The following is a 17,503-nucleotide window of genomic DNA, read 5'->3' as shown; positions in this document are numbered from 1 at the left end:
AGGTTCGTGACAGGGTTCACGGCTGTGTGATCTTGAAATGGGTGAGGGCCTTCTGGCCTGGTGTGGATTGCGACATCTGCACCGGCGACAGGAAGGCCCTCGTGCCCCACCGTAATGCACCCCTGACCGAGACAGGTCGACTGCGGCTTGCCCGCTGCGTTGTTGACGACGGCTGGCCCCTGCGCCGGGCGGCCGAACGCTTCCAGGTCTCGCCGACCACCGCCCAGCGGTGGGCAGACCGTTTCCGCCTCCGCGGCGAGGCCGGCATGGCGGACCGATCAAGCCGCCCGCACACCAGCCCGCACCGCACCCCGACCCGCACCGAACGACGGATCATCAAGGTCCGACTCCTGCGCCGCTGGGGACCGGCCCGCATCGCACACCTGCTGGGCCTGGTCCCTTCGACCGTGCACCGCGTGCTCACCCGCTTCGGCCTCGCCCGGCTCACCCACCTGGACCGCGCCACCGGCCGGAACATACGCCGCTACGAACGCGACCGGCCGGGCGAACTGGTGCACGTGGACATCAAGAAGCTCGGCAACATCCCCGACGGCGGCGGCCACAAGACCCTGGGGCGCCAGGCCGGCCGCAAGACACGTTCCCGGGCCGGCTACAGCTACATCCACACCGCCGTCGACGACCACTCCCGCCTCGCTTACAGCGAGATCCTCAGCGACGAGAAGAAGGAGACCGCCACCGCTTTCTGGACCCGGGCCCAGGAGTTCTTCACCGCCTGCGGGATCACCGTCGAGCGGGTCCTGACCGACAACGGCGCCTGCTACAAGTCCCGCCTCTGGCGCGACACACTCGCGGCGGCCGGGATCACCCACAAGCGAACCCGGCCCTACCGGCCCCAGACGAACGGCAAGGTCGAACGCCTCAACCGCACCCTGCTCGACGAATGGGCCTACGCACGCCCCTACCACTCAGAAGCCGAACGCCGCGACACCTTCCCGCACTGGCTGCATACCTACAATCACCACCGCGGACACACCGCGCTCGCAGGCAAACCACCCGCCAGCCGCATCCCCAACCTCACAGGGCAATACACCTAGTGCCCTGCCGGGGCGCGCCGGCAGGCGGGCCCGGCGCCGCGACTGCGCTAGCGCACCCGCCGGTTCCGGAGACCGTCCGGCGCCTCGTGCGCCGGAATTGTTCCCCCCGCCGGCCGCGCTAGCGGGACGCCGCGGCCTGCACTGCTTCGCGTGCCGCGGGGGACGCCTCACGTACCAGCTTCAGATACCGGTCCCAGTTCCAGTGCGGGCCCGGGTCCGTGTGATCCGTACCCGGCACCTCCACGTGCCCGATGATGTGCTCGCGGTCGACCGGTATGCCGTACCGCGCGCAGACGCCTGCTGTCAGCCGCGCCGACGAGCGGTACATCGCGTCCGTGAAACCCTTGGGCTTGTCCACGAACCCCTCGTGCTCGATGCCGATGCTGCGCTCGTTGAACGAACGGTTCCCCGCATGGAAGGCGACGTCCAGCTCCCGGATCAGCTGGGCCACATGCCCGTCCTTGCGGACCACATAGTGCGTCGCCGCCCCGTGGCCTGGGTCCTTGAACACCTTGAGAGCCGAGCGGTAACTGCCCTGGACCACATGGATGATCACGCGGTCGATGCCGTAGTCGTCGGGGCGGTCGGCGAGCCGCCAGTTCGCCCGGGACGCGGCCGTCCACTCCGCGCCGAGGTGGTCGATCTCGCCCTCCTTGCGCGGCTTCGCCACCCCCGGGAGCCGCCACCAGGCCCGCCGCAGTGTGTCCTGCGCCACGACGCCCGCGCCCACCAGGACCGCACCGCTGCCGATCAGCACGGCGCGCCGGCTCACGCCGCGCCCCCCGCCCTTGCGGCCGTCCTCGCTCCTGCGGCTGCCGCGCTTGCTGTCACTCCCCATGCGTCCCACAACGCATACTCGCAAGCCATCGGTTCCCGGCGCCCCGTACTCTGGTAGCGCTATGACTCAGACTTCCCAGCGACCCCTCCGTGTGCTCGCCGCCATGTCGGGCGGCGTGGATTCCGCCGTCGCCGCCGCCCGTGCCGCCGAGGCCGGACACGATGTCACCGGTGTCCACCTGGCGCTCTCCGCCAACCCGCAGTCCTTCCGCACCGGCGCGCGGGGCTGCTGCACCATCGAGGACTCGCGCGACGCCCGCCGTGCCGCGGACGTGATCGGCATCCCGTTCTATGTGTGGGATCTCGCCGAGAGGTTCCGCGAGGACGTGGTCGAGGACTTCATCGCCGAGTACGAGGCGGGCCGTACGCCCAACCCGTGCCTGCGCTGCAACGAGAAGATCAAGTTCGCCGCGCTGCTCGACAAGGCGCTGGCGCTGGGCTTCGACGCGGTGTGCACGGGCCACTACGCGACCGTCGTCCTGAACGAGGAGGGCAGCCGCGAGCTGCACCGCGCCAGCGACATGGCCAAGGACCAGTCGTACGTCCTCGGAGTGCTGGACGAGAAGCAGCTGGCGCACGCCATGTTCCCGCTCGGGGACACGCTCACCACGAAGGACGAGATCAGGGCGGAGGCGGAGCGCCGCGGTCTGGCCGTCGCGAAGAAGCCCGACAGCCACGACATCTGCTTCATCGCCGACGGTGACACCCAGGGCTTCCTCGCCTCGCGGCTGGGCACGGCCGAGGGCGACATCGTCGACGAGTCGGGCACCAGGCTCGGCAGCCACGACGGGGCCTTCGGCTTCACGATCGGACAGCGCAAGGGTCTGCGCATCGGCCACCCGGCCCCCGACGGCAAGCCGCGCTACGTCCTCGACATCTCCCCGGTGAACAACACCGTGACCGTCGGCCCCGCCGAGGCGCTGGACGTCGTCTCGCTGACCGCGATCAAGCCGCGCTGGTGCGGCGCGGCGCCGACCGGCCCGAGCACGTACACCGCCCAGCTGCGCGCCCACGGCGGCGAGACGGAGACGACTGCGGAGCTGGTCGAGGGCGAGCTGCGCGTCACCTTCACCGAGCCGGTCCGCGGGGTCGCACCCGGCCAGGCGATCGTGCTGTACGACGGCACCCGCGTGGTCGGTTCGGCGACGATCGCCACGACGCAGCGCAGGGCGACGTCGATGGCGTGAGCCACATGGCGACGGTCACCTTGACCGAGGTCAGCAGACATCCGGGCACCGTTCCGTCGCTCATTCCTTCCGTGGTCCGCCCGCACCGGTAACCGGTGGCCCGGTTCGCCGCAAGAGGCACGGCAGACGACTGCAGCCGTGTGCGGGCCCCTGCGCGTGCCCCCGCGGCCTCGCCGCCGACCCCCTCGGCGTCAGCCTTCCGGCCAGGGGAACCCCAGCTGTTCCGCGTACTCCCGCGAGCCGCCGCTGATCTTCGCGTATCCCTTCGGGTCCTCCTCGGCCAGTCGCCGCAGCACCGCCGCGGCCCGTGCCTCGGGAGGCGTGCCGTCGTCCGGGAGCTGCCAACTGAACTGCAGCCAGGGGCCGTCCTCCTCCGGCTGGAAGAAGAACCACACCACAACCGTGTCCGGGTCCGAGAAGTCCGTGTCTGCCCGGCCCCGGCTCAGCCGCCACCGGCTGACGACATCCGGAGACTCGCGGAGGCCGTTCGTGATCAGCCGGGCCGTCGTCCGGGCGGGCCATGCCCAGGAGTGGTCGGTCTCGGCCCGCCCGATCTCGGCGTCGTAGGCGGCGGCGTCGAAGCGGTACTCGGGGAGCACCACGCCCTTGGAGGTGCCGCGCCAGCCGCCCCACACCACCTCGTCGCCGTCGCGGCGGATGGTGACGAACAGCGCGCCGCAGCACCCCTCGGTGCAGTACGCCTCAGCCAGTTGCACCTCCTGGCCGTCCGCCGTGGCCCGCAGCGAACCGCTGTGAAGCAGGTGTTCGGGGGAGTGGCCCGGCCCCCGGCCGAACGCCTCGGGTACCAGCGGACGTCCGTCGACGAGGAACCGGGTCTCCACGATGTCGGGGTCCGCCGGATCGCGCACGACGACCTCGATCCGCAGGCGGAACGTGTCGGGCCTGGCGGTGAACGGCTGACGGGCGGTGCGGCGCGCCCACCGGAGCCGACGGCGCTCGGCGGGGCCGGCCGGTTCGCGGGCGTCCAGGACGGCGGCCCAGTCGGGCGTGGTGAGAAGCGAGTCCAGGGCGTCGAGCAGTGCCTCCCGCTGTCCGGGTCGCCAGTCCAGCAGCACGCTGGGCCCGCTGTGCAGGTCGAGCGCGAGCGTGAGCAGCGTGGCGTAGTGGTCGAGGGACGGGGTGAGGCGGGAGGTCTGGGCGATCACGGCGGTGTACACGGTGACGGCATCCCGGTAGCTGCGGATCTCCGCCTCGTAGTGCCGCGGGCTCGTCATCCGGGCCAGCAGACGTGCCCCCTGAGCCAGGATCCCCTCGTCGACCGGCTCGTCGCGGAGAACGTCGGAGAGGAGAACGCTCTCGGCGATCCGGCGGGCGATTGCGGAGTCCACGGCGCGCGGATCCATGGGCACGCGGAGCAGACCGGCCCGTGCCGCCTCGTCGTCGCGGGCGGTGAGGGCGTCGATCAACGGTCGCAGCTCACTCTCCCCCGTGTAGCAGCCGAGCCACAGCAGGGCTGCAGTCGGGGCGTCGATCGTATCGAGGGCCCGGATCGCGTGCCGGGTGAAACCGCGCAGCAGGCCGAGGGTCCTGAGGTAGGGCACGTCCTCCGGCTCGCCGAGGCGCGTGAGGAGGGCGATGCCGGTGCCCACGGCGTACGCCGTGGTCCCGGAGCGGGTGAGGCGCCGCCCGAGGGTCCTGGCCTGCTCCTCGTCGGGCAGAGTCATCGTGTCGACGACCGAGAAGATGTGACGGCTGTTCACCCCTGCCTCGCGCAGGCGGCGATCCACCTCTTCGGCGGCACGGGCCGTGTCTGCCTCGGCCAGCAGGGGTTCGAGGGCCTTGCGCGCGGCTTCCTCGGACTCCCGCCAGTCGCGGCTGGGCCGGGCGCGGCGCTCTGGTGCGTCCGGTAGTGAGTAGCCGCCCTTCGGCAGGCGGTCGTCGGGCTCCGCGCGCTGAAGGCGCAGGGCGTAGGCGTACAGGGAGGCCGGCTGGGGGAGCGCGGTGCGCTCTTCCGGGGCGCTCACCGGGCGGGGTGGGACTCGATTCCGTAGGTCATGCGGGGAGCATGGCACGCCGATTCCGGTGGCATCAACGGATTTGCTCGCCGGCCGACCGCGAGAGTACGCAACGGGACGACGTGCAGCCGATGTGCGCGGCCAGGGCCTGAAGCAGCTGCGGCAAGGGCATGGGGCCGCGGGCCTGTTCGAGGCCGACACTGTCGCGAGCTGCGAATTCACCACCGCGGCAAGGGATTTCGTCGCGTGACACCGCCCCCGGGTCACTCGTCGAGGAAGTCCACCCACGCGGGCGCCGGCGCATGCGGCGCCACACCGTGCGTCCGGCCCGTCAGGGTGCGGTGGCGGCCGTGGAGGAGGGGCACGGAGAGACTCCGCCGGCGGCCGCCCGTACCGTGGGATCCATGAACATCTGCGTCTTCCTTTCCGCCGCCGACCTCGACGACCGTTACACCGTCCCCGCACGCGAGTTCGCGAAGCTCATCGGCAAGGGCGGCCACACGCTCGTATGGGGCGGCTCCGAGTGCGGGCTGATGAAGGTCGTCGCGGACGGTGTGCAGGAGGCGGGCGGGCGGCTGGTGGGCGTGTCCGTGGAGTTCCTGGCCGCGAACGCCCGGGCGAGCGCCGACGAGATGGTGATCGCCAAGGACCTGGCCGAGCGAAAGGCGCTGCTGCTCGCCAAGGCGGACGCGGTGGTGATCATGGTGGGCGGTGCCGGGACGCTGGATGAGGCCACCGAGATCCTGGAGCTGAAGAAGCACGGCAGGACCACCAAGCCGGTCGTGCTGCTGAACACCGCGGGTTTCTACGACGGGTTGAAGCAGCAGTTCCTGCGGATGGAGGCCGAGGGCTTCCTGCCGGTGCCCCTGACCGAGCTGGTGTTCTTCGCCGAGGACGCCGCCGGGGCGCTGGCATACCTGGAGGAGTCGGTGGGTGTGCAGTAGCGCAGTGGTGCGAGCATGGCGGACATGGCTACCCATCTGATCACCGGCGCCGGATCCGGCATCGGCGCCGCCGTCGCGCGCCGTCTGCACGAGCGCGGCGACGACCTCGTCCTCGTGGCGCGCGACGCGGGCCGCGCCAAGGAGCTCGCCGACCGGTACGCCGGCGCCCGTACGCTCGTCGCCGACCTCGCGGCCCCTGACCGCATCTCCTGGGCGCTCGGTCACCAGACGCTGCCCGACCGGATCGACTCGCTGCTGCACATCGCCGGCGTCGTCGACCTCGGGCGCGTCGGCGACCTCACCCCCAGGACCTGGCACAACCAGCTCGACGTCAACCTCGTCGCACCGGCCGAGCTGACCCGGCTCTTTCTGCCCCAACTGCGCGTCGCCCAGGGGCATGTGGTCTTCGTCAACTCCGGCGCCGGGCTCAACGCCCATGCCGAATGGGCTGCGTACGCGGCCTCCAAGCACGGTCTGAAGGCGCTCGCCGACTCGTTGCGCCACGAGGAGCACGGCAACGGCGTGCGCGTGACGTCCGTCTATCCGGGGCGCACCGCGAGCCCGATGCAGGCCAAGGTGCACTCCCAGGAGGGCAAGGAGTACGACGAGTCCCGCTGGATCGACCCGGAGTCGGTGGCCACGACGATCCTGACCGCACTGGATCTGCCGCGCGACGCCGAGATCAACGATCTGACGGTCCGGCCGGGACGCTGAGGGACCGGGCCAGGACCGGTCCGCGGCAGCGCACCGGCATGATCACCCCGCCGGGAACCGGCTGGTCGCGCCGGTGATGGCCTGCCGCCCCCGCCCCGCGGTGCCCTGTCCCGCGGGCGCGCTGCTGCCGGGCCCTGTCCCGGCAGCAGCACCCGGAGCGCCCGGGGTGGCACGTACGCTTCCCGGGTGAGCGAGAAGAACGACTTCAGCTGGGGCCCCGCCACCGGCGTCGGGTCCATGCCCGGTGGGGACGCCCGGGAAAGCGCCAAGACCGTCGCCGGGTCCTTCGACGACTTCCCGTACCTGCCCGAGCTGCCGGCCCGAGGGCCCGGCGCCGACATGATCGGGCGGACCATCGGACTGCTCGTCGAGATGTACGCCCATGTCGAGCCCAGCGGCTGGCGGATCAGCGACCGGCCAGGGCGTGACACGCGCAGGGCATGGTCCTGGCTCGGCGAGGACCTCGATGCGCTGGAGGAGTTCACCCAGGGCTACGAGGGCCCGCTGAAGGTGCAGGCTGTCGGGCCGTGGACGCTTGCCGCCGCGCTGGAGCTGAGGGGAGGCGAGGCGGCGCTCGGTGACCCGGGTGCCTGCCGCGATCTCGTGGGGTCCCTCGCCGAGGGGCTGCGCGGCCACCTCGGCGAGGTACGCCGCCGGGTGCCGGGCGCCCGGGTCGTGCTTCAGCTCGACGAGCCCTCGCTCACCGCGGTGCTGCGCGGGCAGGTCAGGACCGCCAGCGGTTACCGCACGTACCGGGCGGTGGACCGGCAGGTGGTCGAGAGCGCCCTGCGCGACGTCATCGAGGTGAGCGGCGACCCCGCGATCGTGCACTCCTGCGCGCCGGAGGTGCCGTTCGGGCTGCTGCGCAGGGCAGGTGTCGCGGGTGTCTCGTTCGATTTCGGGCTGCTCACCGAGCGTGAGGAAGAGTCGATCGGTGAGGCGGTGGAGGCAGGCACCAAGCTGCTCGCGGGCGTGGTGCCGTCCACCGACGCGGCATTGTCGGACCCGGCAGGTAGCGTCATGGGTGTCAGGACGCTGTGGCGCAGGCTGGGGCTGAATCCGGGGACTCTCGCCGAGTCCGTCGTCATCACCCCGTCGTGCGGGCTCGCCGGCGCATCGCCCGCCTACGCGCGCGCGGCGCTCGCCCACTGCGTCCGGGCCGCGAGATCGCTCGCAGACAACCCTGAGTGACGGGGCGCACGGCATACGGGAGGACGAAACGGTGGCTGGCGAACAGGAGACGGCACTGCCCGCGGAGGCACGGGAGCAGCACGCCCGGCTCGCCGAGCAGGTCGAGGAGCACCGCTTCCGGTATTACGTGAAGGACAGCCCCGTCATCAGCGACGCGGACTTCGACAAGCTGCTGCGCGGCCTCGAGGCGATCGAGGAGGAGTACCCGGCACTGCGCACCCCCGACTCGCCCACCCAGAAGGTCGCGGGGGACTACGAGACCGAGCTGACCAAGGTCGAGCACCGCGAGCGCATGCTCTCCCTCGACAACGCCTTCGACGACACCGAGCTCGCCGCCTGGTCCGAGCGCGTCGCCCGGGACGTCGGCGGCTCCGGCTACCACTTCCTGTGCGAGCTGAAGGTCGACGGCCTCGCGGTCAACCTCACGTACCAGAAGGGCAGACTGGTCCGCGCGGCCACCCGCGGCGACGGCCGGGTCGGCGAGGACATCACTCCGAACGTGCGCACCATCGCCGAGATCCCCGACCGCCTCCAGGGCGACCGCATCCCGGACCTCGTCGAGATCCGCGGCGAGGTCTACTTCCCGATGGAGCAGTTCCAGGAGCTCAACGCGCGGCGGGTGGCGGCCGGGGAGCAGCCGTACGCCAACCCGCGCAATTCCGCGTCCGGTTCGCTGCGCCAGAAGGACCCCAAAGTCACGGCGAAGCTGCCGCTGCACATGGTCGTGCACGGCATCGGCGCGCGCGAGGGCTTCGACATCGACCGCCTGTCGCAGGCGTACGACCTGCTGCGTGAATGGGGCCTGCCCACCGCCCGCCACAACAAGGTGGTGGAATCACTCGACGCCGTACGGGAGTTCATCGCGTACTTCGGCGAGAACCGGCACTCGGTGGAGCACGAGATCGACGGTGTGGTCGTCAAGCTGGACGAGATCCCCCTGCAGGGCCGGCTCGGCTCCACCGCGCGCGCCCCGCGCTGGGCCATCGCGTGGAAGTACCCGCCGGAGGAGGTCAACACCAAGCTGGTCAACATCCGGGTGGGCGTGGGCCGTACGGGCCGGGTGACGCCGTACGCCCAGGTCGAGCCGGTCACGGTGGCGGGCTCCGAGGTCGAGTTCGCCACCCTGCACAACCAGGACGTGGTCAAGGCCAAGGGTGTTCTCATCGGCGACACCGTCGTGATCCGCAAGGCGGGTGATGTCATCCCTGAGATCCTCGGCCCGGTGGTGGACCTGCGGGACGGCTCCGAGCGGGAGTTCGTGATGCCGGCCGAGTGTCCCGAGTGCGGCACGGCGCTGCGCCCCATGAAGGAGGGCGACGTCGATCTGCGCTGCCCGAACGCCCGGTCCTGTCCTGCCCAGTTGCGCGAGCGCCTGTTCTACCTCGCGGGCCGCAAGTCGCTGGACATCGAGCACTTCGGCTATGTCGCGGCCGCCGCGCTGACCAAGCCGCTCGAGCCGTCGCAGCCGGTGCTGACCGACGAGGGGGACCTGTTCGACCTCACCGTCGAGCAACTGCTGCCCATCAAGGCGTATGTGCTCGACCAGGACAGCGGACTTCCCAAGCGCGACCCGAAGACCGGAGAGGAGAAGATCGCGACGGTCTTCGCCAACCAGCAGGGTGAGCCGAAGAAGAACGCCGCCGCGATGCTGGACAACATCGCGGCCGCCAGGAACCGCCCGCTCGCCCGGATCCTCACCGGGCTCTCCATCCGGCACGTGGGCCCGGTCGCCGCGGAGGCACTTGCCCGCGAGTTCCGGTCCATCGACCGGATCGAGCAGGCCACCGAGGCCGAGTTGGCGGCCACCGACGGGGTCGGCGAGATCATCGCGGCATCGCTCAAGCAGTGGTTCGCCGAGGACTGGCACCAGGAGATCCTGCGCAAGTGGCGGGCGGCGGGCGTCCGGATGGCGGACGAGGGCGCTGACGAGGACACCGGGCCGCGTCCCCTCGAGGGCCTGACCGTCGTCGTCACCGGAACACTGCGGAACCACACCAGGGATGGCGCAAAAGAGGCGCTCCAGAGCCTTGGCGCGAAAGTGGCCGGTTCCGTGTCCAAGAAAACTGCGTTCGTGGTCGTCGGTGACAACCCCGGTTCCAAGTACGACAAGGCGGTGCAGCTGAAGGTGCCGGTGCTGGACGAGTCGGGCTTCGCCGTACTCCTCGAACAGGGCCCTGATGCGGCCCGTGAGGCTGCTGCGGCCACGGAGGTGTGACAAAGGGGGGCAGGGAGGGGCGCTCATCGGGGGCGCACGAGGCGCTCGAGCACGCCGACAGGGGCCGGATCCGGACGCGTTCCACGCCGGTGGAACAGCTGGTACAGGTCACCCGTTCAGCGCATAGCAGATGGTGAAGGGTGGCCAGGTCGCATTCGGGCAAGAGCTGTAGAGCGCTGCCCGTCCGAGCCTCCTGCGCCCTACTGTTGAGATGTGCGCCTGTCGTGCACGGCTGCGTGGTGGGATTTCAGTCGTGGTGGCATGACACAGGGAGCCATCGCGAGGCATCGGCACCGCCGGCTGTGAGAGGGACGGGAATGAAACCGACCGAGAGCGCCGCCCCGGTCACACGGCCGCGTGCACTTGTGGCCCTGCTGGGCCGAACCCCCGGGCTGCCCCTGGCCGTTGTCGCCTGCGCCGTGCTCGTCCTGCTGACCGGCATCGTCCAGGCGGTCCGGGAGAGCCATGCGCTCTTCCCCTCCGGCACGGTCGGCTGGTCGCTCGCCCTGCTCACCGGGATCATCGTCGGCCATCTCGTCGCACTGGGCCGCGACCGCTGGTGGGGCGGCACCGGCTCCGGCGCCGCCCTCACCCTCGCCGCCCTCCTGCTGTTCGGCTGGCTGCCCGCCGGGCTCGTCAGCCTGGCCGTCGTCACCCTGGTCGGCGCCGCCTGCCCCACCCGCCGGCGCCAGGGGCTGCTGCACGGCGCCGTCGACATCCTGGGCATCGGCGCCGCGGCGCTCGCCCTCGCCGTGTTCGGGGTCGTCCCCAGCGTCGAGGTGCCCTGGGACCCGCTCCACTGGGGGATCTCCGCCGTCCCCGAGGTGATCCTCGCGGCCACCGCGTATCTCGCCGTCACCCGGCTGCTGCTCTGGTACGTGCTGACGCCGTCGGGCGGCGGGCTGCCCACCGTCGCCCGTACGGCCCTGCTCCGGCAGGGACTTGTCGCCGTCGCCCTGCTCGGCATCGCTCCGCTGATCTGCGTGGTCGCCGTCGCGATGCCACTGCTGCTGCCCCTGTTCGCCGTACCGCTGATCGCCCTGGACTCCACTCTCTGGATAGCCAGGGCCAGGGCCGAGGAGCAGCTGCGTGACCCGCTCACCGGCCTGCCCAACCGCCAGTGGCTGCTGGAGCGCACCTGGGCCGCGCTGGAGGACGCCGAGAGCAGCGGCGCCCGGTCCGCCCTCGTACTGATCGACCTCGACCGCTTCCGGTCCGTCAACGACACCCTCGGCCACCTCGCCGGCGACCGGCTCCTGCTCCAGATCGCCGAGCGGCTGCGGCTCGCCCTGCCGCGCGGGGCCGAGGCGGCGCGGCTCGGCGGCGACGAGTTCGCCGTCCTGTTGCCCACCGCCGACTCCGCCACGAGCGCCCAGCGCGTCGCCCGCCACCTCGTCGCCGAGCTCTCCTCGCCCCTCGACCTCGACGGCCTCACTCTCGTCCTGGAGGCCAGTGCCGGGGTCGCCGTCTTCCCCGACCACGCACTCGACGCAGAGGGCCTGCTGCGCCGCGCCGACGTGGCGATGTACCAGGCGAAGCGTGATCGCACCGGCGTCGAGGTGTACGAGTCCAAGCGCGACAGCAACACGCCCGACCGGCTTGGCCTGCTGGGCGATCTGCGCCGTGCGCTCGACGCCGGCGACGTCGAGCTGCACTACCAGCCCAAGGTCCGCTTCGACGGCCAGGTCGCGGGACTCGAGGCGCTGGTCCGCTGGGTGCATCCGGAGCGGGGCCGGGTCCCCCCGGACGAGTTCATCGCCATCGCGGAATCCTCCGGCCTGATGCCGCATCTGACGGAGTACGTCCTCGAGACCGCGCTCGCCCAGGTCGCCAGGTGGCGGGCCCAGGGGCTCAACGTCCCCGTAGCCGTCAATGTCTCACCGCGCGACGTCCACACCCCCGGATTCGCCGGAGCCGTCGCCGCCCGCCTCGCCCGGCACGGCGTCCCGCCCGGGGCGCTCCAGCTGGAGATCACGGAGCATGTGCTGCTGGAGGACCCGCAGCGCGCCGCCGACACGCTCGCCGCGCTCGCCGACCACGGGGTGAAGATGTCGCTGGACGACTTCGGCACCGGCTACTCCTCTCTGGTCCATCTGCGCCGCCTTCCGGTCAGTGAGCTCAAGATCGACCGGTCCTTCGTCGCCCGGCTCGCCGTCGACAACGAGGACGCGGAGATCGTCCGCTGCACGGTCGACCTCGCCCATTCGCTCGGACTGCTGGTGGTCGCCGAGGGCGTCGAGGACGACGAGACCTGGGAGCGGCTGCGCGACCTGCGCTGCGACGCGGTGCAGGGCTGGCTGGTCGCCGCAGCGATGCCGCCGCAGGAGACGACGGCGTGGCTGCGGGCCAGGGGCAAGCGGGGCTGGCGCCGTCCGGCGGAACTGCCCGCCGCCGCGCCGGGACCGGCCGAAGCGGACCGCCCGTCGGGCCATGTCGTGAACTAGGCCGTTTCGTCCGGATCACCGGGCGGACCGGAGGAAGACTCCCGCGACGCGGGGTCGAGCGAAGAGGCGCCTCCACCCCGGTGCGCGGGGGTGGCGACCTGCCGACGGCCCTGACCTCGTGGTGGACGGTCGCTCCCACAGCACGGGCAGGGGAGACACACGTCACATTCGTGCGTGTCACATCGCGCCGAGCCGTTCCGTCATTGGTGTGTAGCCACCGACAACGGCAGAGGAGTCACCATGAGCGCCCGTTTGAACGTCTTCGGCAACGAGACCGCAGGGAAGTTCCTGAAGCACATCGTCTCGGCAGGCAAGGTGGTCTCGGACTCGACATTGCCGGACGCGACGCAGGAGCTGGTGAAGATCCGCGCGAGTCAGATCAACGGGTGCGGTTTCTGCACCGACATGCACACCAAGGACGCCGTAGCCGCCGGTGAATCGTCGGTGCGCCTCAACCTGGTCGCGGCGTGGCGGGAGGCCACGGTCTTCACCGAGGCCGAGCGCGCCGCTCTGGAACTGGCGGAGCAGGGCACCCGCATCGCGGATGCGGCCGGTGGGGTCACGGACGAGGCCTGGGCGAATGCCGCCAAGCACTACGACGAGGAGCAGCTCGCCGCCCTGGTGTCGCTGATCGCCGTCATCAATGCCTTCAACCGGCTGAACGTCATCGTCCAGCAGCCCGCCGGCGACTACCAGCCCGGCCAGTTCGGATAGCCGGGAGTGCCTGACCCGCAGGCCGGGGCCGTTGCCGTGCCGGCAGCAGCCCCGGGCCCGGCACCCTCGCCGGCCCCGGGGCGCTTCTCCGGCCCACCGGTGGTCCGGCGCTCACGAGCTCTCCTGAGACGAAGGGCGGCACGAACGCGTATGCGCACCGGAGCGGCGCGCGCACCCGGCATCGTCAGGGGCACCCGACTCGCGGGTCATGGGCGAATCCGCACCTGCTGCGCCTCGAAGAGCGGAGTATCTCCAAAGCGCCCCGGTTGCTCCCGGTAATCGCCGTTCGGTGGCGCCGCCGCGCCCGTGCACGCGGCGCACAGCCGGACCGTGGGAGAGGGGCGGGCGCCGGCTTTGCGTGGCCTCCCAGGGGGACCCGGCCTTCCCCCGGACCGGGGGAAGGCCGGGGTGAGGGAGCAAACCGTTTCACGGTCGGGTGTCGCTGCCCCATAGGATTGGGCCAAACACCACACACTCACCCTGAGGATCGCTGCATGCCTGGCATTACGCGCGAGGAGGTTGCCCACCTCGCCCGGCTGGCGCGTCTGGAGCTTTCCGGCGACGAGCTCGAGCACTTCGCCGGACAGCTCGACGACATCATCGGCGCGGTCGCCCGCGTCTCCGAGGTCGCCGACCAAGACGTACCCCCGACCTCCCACCCGCTGCCGCTGACCAACGTCATGCGCGCGGACGAGGTCCGTCCGTCGCTCACCCCCGAGCAGGCGCTGTCCGGCGCCCCGGCCCAGGAGCAGCAGCGTTTCAAGGTGCCGCAGATCCTGGGGGAGGACTGAATCCCATGACGGACATCATCAAGCTCACCGCGGCCGAGACCGCCGAGAAGATCGCCGCGGGCGAGCTCACGGCCGTCGAGGTCACCGAGGCGCACCTGGCCCGTATCGAGGCCGTCGACGAGAAGGTGCACGCCTTCCTGCACGTCGACCGCGAGGGAGCGCTCGCCCAGGCACGCGCCGTCGACGCCAAGCGTGAGGCCGGTGAGAAGCTCGGTCCGCTGGCCGGTGTGCCGCTGGCGCTCAAGGACATCTTCACCACCGAGGGCATCCCGACCACGGTCGGATCCAAGATCCTCGAGGGCTGGATCCCGCCGTACGACGCGACGCTGACCAAGCGGCTCAAGGCTGCCGACGTGGTCATCCTCGGCAAGACCAACATGGACGAGTTCGCCATGGGGTCCTCGACCGAGAACAGCGCCTACGGCCCGACCGGCAACCCGTGGGACCTCACCCGTATCCCCGGCGGCTCCGGCGGCGGCTCCTCGGCGGCCCTCGCCTCCTTCCAGGCCCCGCTCGCCATCGGCACCGACACCGGCGGCTCCATCCGTCAGCCCGCCGCCGTCACCGCCACCGTCGGCGTCAAGCCCACCTACGGCGCGGTCTCCCGCTACGGCATGGTGGCCTTCTCCTCCTCCCTCGACCAGGGCGGCCCCTGTGCCCGTACGGTCCTGGACGCGGCGCTGCTGCACGAGGTCATCGCCGGGCACGATCCGCTGGACTCGACCTCCATCGAGGCCCCGGTCCCGCCGGTCGTCGAGGCCGCGCGCAACGGCTCGGTCGAGGGCATGCGCGTCGGCGTCGTCAAGCAGTTCCGCGGTGAGGGCTACCAGGCCGGAGTCGTGCAGCGCTTCGACGAGTCGGTGGAGCTGCTGCGTGAACTGGGCGCCGAGATCGTCGAGCTGGACTGCCCCTCCTTCGACCTCGCCCTGTCGGCCTACTACCTGATCGCGCCGTCCGAGTGCTCCTCGAACCTCGCGCGCTTCGACGCCATGCGCTACGGCCTGCGGGTCGGCGACGACGGCACGAAGTCCGCCGAGGAGGTCACCGCGCTGACCCGCGAAGCCGGTTTCGGCGACGAGGTCAAGCGGCGCATCATGCTCGGCACGTACGCGCTGAGCTCCGGCTACTACGACGCGTACTACGGCTCGGCCCAGAAGGTGCGCACGCTCATCACCCGCGACTTCGAGAAGGCGTTCGAGCAGGTCGACGTCATCGTCTCCCCGACGACGCCGACCACCGCCTTCCCGATCGGCGAGCGCGCCGACGACCCGATGGCCATGTACCTCGCCGACCTGTGCACCATTCCGACCAACCTGGCAGGCAACGCCGCCATGTCGCTGCCCTGCGGTCTTGCGCCGGAGGACGGCCTGCCGGTCGGTCTGCAGATCATCGCCCCCGCCATGAAGGACGACCGGCTGTACAAGGTCGGCGCCGCCGTCGAGGCCGCCTTCGTGGAAAGGTGGGGTCACCCGCTGCTGGAGGAGGCTCCGTCGCTGTGAGTGCAATGACCAAGAAGGCCAAGAACTTCAAGAAGTCCAAGTCCGGTCTGTACCTGTCGCTCGGCACCACCGCTTTCGGTGCCATCGGTGTCGCCAAGCAGGCCAAGATGGCGCGCAAGGACAACGACGTGCTCCGGCTGATCGACGCCGGGATCTCGGCCGCTGCCATCGTCACCGGCCTGGCGATCCTCTACCGCGAGCTGAAGCGCCTCGGCGACGACGACGTCCTGCTGGGCTGAGAGGGAAAGTTTCATCGTGACCGTCACTGAACTGGTGTCGTACGAGGACGCCCTCGCGTCCTACGACCCCGTCATGGGCCTCGAGGTCCATGTCGAGCTCGGCACCAAGACCAAGATGTTCTGCGGGTGTTCGACCGAGCTGGGCGCCGCGCCCAACTCGCAGACCTGCCCGACCTGCCTCGGCATGCCCGGCTCCCTCCCGGTCGTCAACGCGATCGGCGTCGAGTCCGCCGTCAAGATCGGCCTCGCGCTGCACTGCGAGATCGCCGAGTGGTGCCGCTTCGCCCGGAAGAACTACTTCTATCCGGACATGCCGAAGAACTTCCAGACCTCGCAGTACGACGAGCCGATCGCCTTCAACGGCTATCTGGACGTCCAGCTCGAGGACGGCGAGGTCTTCCGCGTGGAGATCGAGCGCGCCCACATGGAGGAGGACACCGGCAAGTCGACGCACGTCGGCGGTGCCACCGGCCGTATCCATGGCGCTCAGCACTCGCTGCTCGACTACAACCGCGCCGGCATCCCGCTGATCGAGATCGTCACCAAGCCGATCGTCGGCGCCGGCGAGCGCGCCCCCGAGGTCGCCAAGGCGTACGTCGCCGAGCTGCGCGAGCTCATCAAGGCGCTCGACGTCTCCGAGGCCCGTATGGAGATGGGCCAGATGCGCTGCGACGTGAACCTGTCGCTGCGCCCCCACGGCACCGAGAAGTTCGGTACCCGCTCGGAGACCAAGAACGTCAACTCGCTGCGCTCGGTGGAGCGTGCCGCCCGGTTCGAGATCCAGCGCCACGCCGCGGTGCTCTCCTCCGGTGGCACGATCATCCAGGAGACCCGTCACTTCCACGAGGAGGACGGCTCCACGACGTCCGGCCGGGTCAAGGAGGAGGCGGAGGACTACCGCTACTTCCCCGAGCCCGACCTGGTGCCGGTCGCCCCGCCCCGTGAGTGGGTCGAGGAGCTGCGTGCCACGCTGCCCGAACTGCCGCGGCTGCGCCGCAACCGGCTCCGCGAGGAGTGGGGCGTCTCCGAGCACGACATGCAGTCGATCCTCAACGCGGGTGCGGTGGACCTGATCGTCGCCACGATCGACGCCGGCGCCCCCGCCGACCAGGCCCGCAAGTGGTGGATGGGCGAGCTCGCCCGTAACGCCAACGAGTCGGGCAAGGGCCTGGACGAGCTCCCGATCACCCCGGCGCAGGTCGCCCGGGTGACCGCGCTGGTCACGGAGGGTTCGCTCAACGACAAGCTGGCCCGCCAGGTCATCGAGGGCGTACTTGCCGGCGAGGGCGACCCGGACACGGTCGTCGAGAAGCGCGGTCTGAAGGTCGTCTCGGACGAGGGCGCGCTGGGCACGGCCGTCGACGAGGCGATCGCAGGCAACGCGGCCATCGCCGACAAGATCCGCGGCGGCAAGGTTGCCGCTGTCGGTGCGCTGGTGGGCGCGGTCATGAAGGCCACCCGCGGGCAGGCCGACGCGGCGCGCGTCAAGGAACTGATTCTCGAGCGGCTCGGCGTGAGCGAATGATCGAGGTCGCCGTCAGCGAGGGCTGACGGCGGCAGCGGTCACCGGCCGTTCGCCTCAGGCAGGACGTCACAGGGGTGGGGGGGGCGCGGGGGGGGCCGCCCCCCCGCGGGGGGCCCCCCCCGCACGCCCGCCCCGACGCCGGCGGGGCCGGGGGGGGGGGGGGCGGGGGGAG

Annotated in this window: 14 protein-coding genes; 12 read left to right on the top strand and 2 right to left on the bottom strand. The window is 71.1% G+C overall.

Going from position 1 to position 17,503, the window contains the following annotated elements; translation table 11 throughout:
* Nucleotides 1-101 precede the first annotated feature (101 nt).
* Nucleotides 102-1,055, top strand: coding sequence for an IS481 family transposase (locus ABZ208_RS35000; RefSeq protein WP_356913473.1), 954 nt, complete (start codon nucleotides 102-104; stop codon nucleotides 1,053-1,055).
* 118 nt (nucleotides 1,056-1,173) lie between these two features.
* Here ABZ208_RS35000 and ABZ208_RS34995 read toward each other — a convergent pair whose 3' ends face one another.
* The gene (locus ABZ208_RS34995) at nucleotides 1,174-1,893 is read right to left on the bottom strand and encodes an N-acetylmuramoyl-L-alanine amidase (RefSeq protein WP_356913472.1); all 720 of its coding nucleotides are present in this window, start codon (nucleotides 1,891-1,893) and stop codon (nucleotides 1,174-1,176) included.
* Nucleotides 1,894-1,954: 61 nt separating this feature from the next.
* Here ABZ208_RS34995 and mnmA point away from each other — a divergent pair, with 61 nt between their 5' ends.
* Nucleotides 1,955-3,079: a tRNA 2-thiouridine(34) synthase MnmA gene (gene mnmA / locus ABZ208_RS34990; protein WP_356913471.1), complete on the top strand. Its 1,125-nt coding sequence runs from the start codon at nucleotides 1,955-1,957 to the stop codon at nucleotides 3,077-3,079.
* A 191-nt stretch (nucleotides 3,080-3,270) separates the two neighbouring features.
* Here the strand turns inward: mnmA and ABZ208_RS34985 are convergent, their stop codons facing one another.
* Nucleotides 3,271-5,064 (bottom strand): hypothetical protein, encoded by a 1,794-nt coding sequence (locus ABZ208_RS34985; protein WP_356913470.1) that lies wholly within the window; start codon nucleotides 5,062-5,064, stop codon nucleotides 3,271-3,273.
* A 395-nt stretch (nucleotides 5,065-5,459) separates the two neighbouring features.
* Here ABZ208_RS34985 and ABZ208_RS34980 point away from each other — a divergent pair, with 395 nt between their 5' ends.
* The 10 genes from ABZ208_RS34980 (at nucleotide 5,460) to gatB (ending at nucleotide 17,331) form a co-directional block, all read left to right on the top strand.
* On the top strand, nucleotides 5,460-5,999 hold the full coding sequence (locus ABZ208_RS34980; protein ID WP_356913469.1) for a TIGR00730 family Rossman fold protein: 540 nt from the start codon (nucleotides 5,460-5,462) through the stop codon (nucleotides 5,997-5,999).
* Nucleotides 6,000-6,023: 24 nt separating this feature from the next.
* Nucleotides 6,024-6,713: an SDR family oxidoreductase gene (locus tag ABZ208_RS34975; protein ID WP_356913468.1), complete on the top strand. Its 690-nt coding sequence runs from the start codon at nucleotides 6,024-6,026 to the stop codon at nucleotides 6,711-6,713.
* A gap of 186 nt (nucleotides 6,714-6,899) precedes the next feature.
* A complete protein-coding gene (locus ABZ208_RS34970; RefSeq protein ID WP_356913467.1) occupies nucleotides 6,900-7,904 on the top strand; it encodes a methionine synthase in 1,005 nt (334 codons plus the stop codon).
* Between the two features lie 31 nt (nucleotides 7,905-7,935).
* Nucleotides 7,936-10,119, top strand: coding sequence for an NAD-dependent DNA ligase LigA (ligA, locus tag ABZ208_RS34965; RefSeq protein WP_356913466.1), 2,184 nt, complete (start codon nucleotides 7,936-7,938; stop codon nucleotides 10,117-10,119).
* Nucleotides 10,120-10,436: 317 nt separating this feature from the next.
* Entirely contained in the window at nucleotides 10,437-12,563 is a 2,127-nt protein-coding gene (locus ABZ208_RS34960; RefSeq protein ID WP_356913465.1) for an EAL domain-containing protein, read from the top strand.
* 240 nt (nucleotides 12,564-12,803) lie between these two features.
* A complete protein-coding gene (locus tag ABZ208_RS34955; protein ID WP_356913464.1) occupies nucleotides 12,804-13,277 on the top strand; it encodes a carboxymuconolactone decarboxylase family protein in 474 nt (157 codons plus the stop codon).
* Nucleotides 13,278-13,771: 494 nt separating this feature from the next.
* A complete protein-coding gene (gatC, locus tag ABZ208_RS34950) occupies nucleotides 13,772-14,068 on the top strand; it encodes an Asp-tRNA(Asn)/Glu-tRNA(Gln) amidotransferase subunit GatC (protein WP_328396137.1) in 297 nt (98 codons plus the stop codon).
* A 5-nt stretch (nucleotides 14,069-14,073) separates the two neighbouring features.
* Nucleotides 14,074-15,567 (top strand): Asp-tRNA(Asn)/Glu-tRNA(Gln) amidotransferase subunit GatA, encoded by a 1,494-nt coding sequence (gene gatA / locus ABZ208_RS34945; protein WP_328396135.1) that lies wholly within the window; start codon nucleotides 14,074-14,076, stop codon nucleotides 15,565-15,567.
* Between the two features lie 5 nt (nucleotides 15,568-15,572).
* A complete protein-coding gene (locus tag ABZ208_RS34940) occupies nucleotides 15,573-15,806 on the top strand; it encodes a hypothetical protein (RefSeq protein WP_328405544.1) in 234 nt (77 codons plus the stop codon).
* Nucleotides 15,807-15,822: 16 nt separating this feature from the next.
* Nucleotides 15,823-17,331, top strand: coding sequence for an Asp-tRNA(Asn)/Glu-tRNA(Gln) amidotransferase subunit GatB (gene gatB, locus ABZ208_RS34935; protein ID WP_356913463.1), 1,509 nt, complete (start codon nucleotides 15,823-15,825; stop codon nucleotides 17,329-17,331).
* Nucleotides 17,332-17,503: the final 172 nt, after the last annotated feature.

The organism is Streptomyces sp. NPDC006208 (assembly GCF_040613775.1).
In the GTDB taxonomy this organism is placed as follows: domain Bacteria; phylum Actinomycetota; class Actinomycetes; order Streptomycetales; family Streptomycetaceae; genus Streptomyces.
This window is presented reverse-complemented; position numbering and strand designations above follow the sequence as displayed.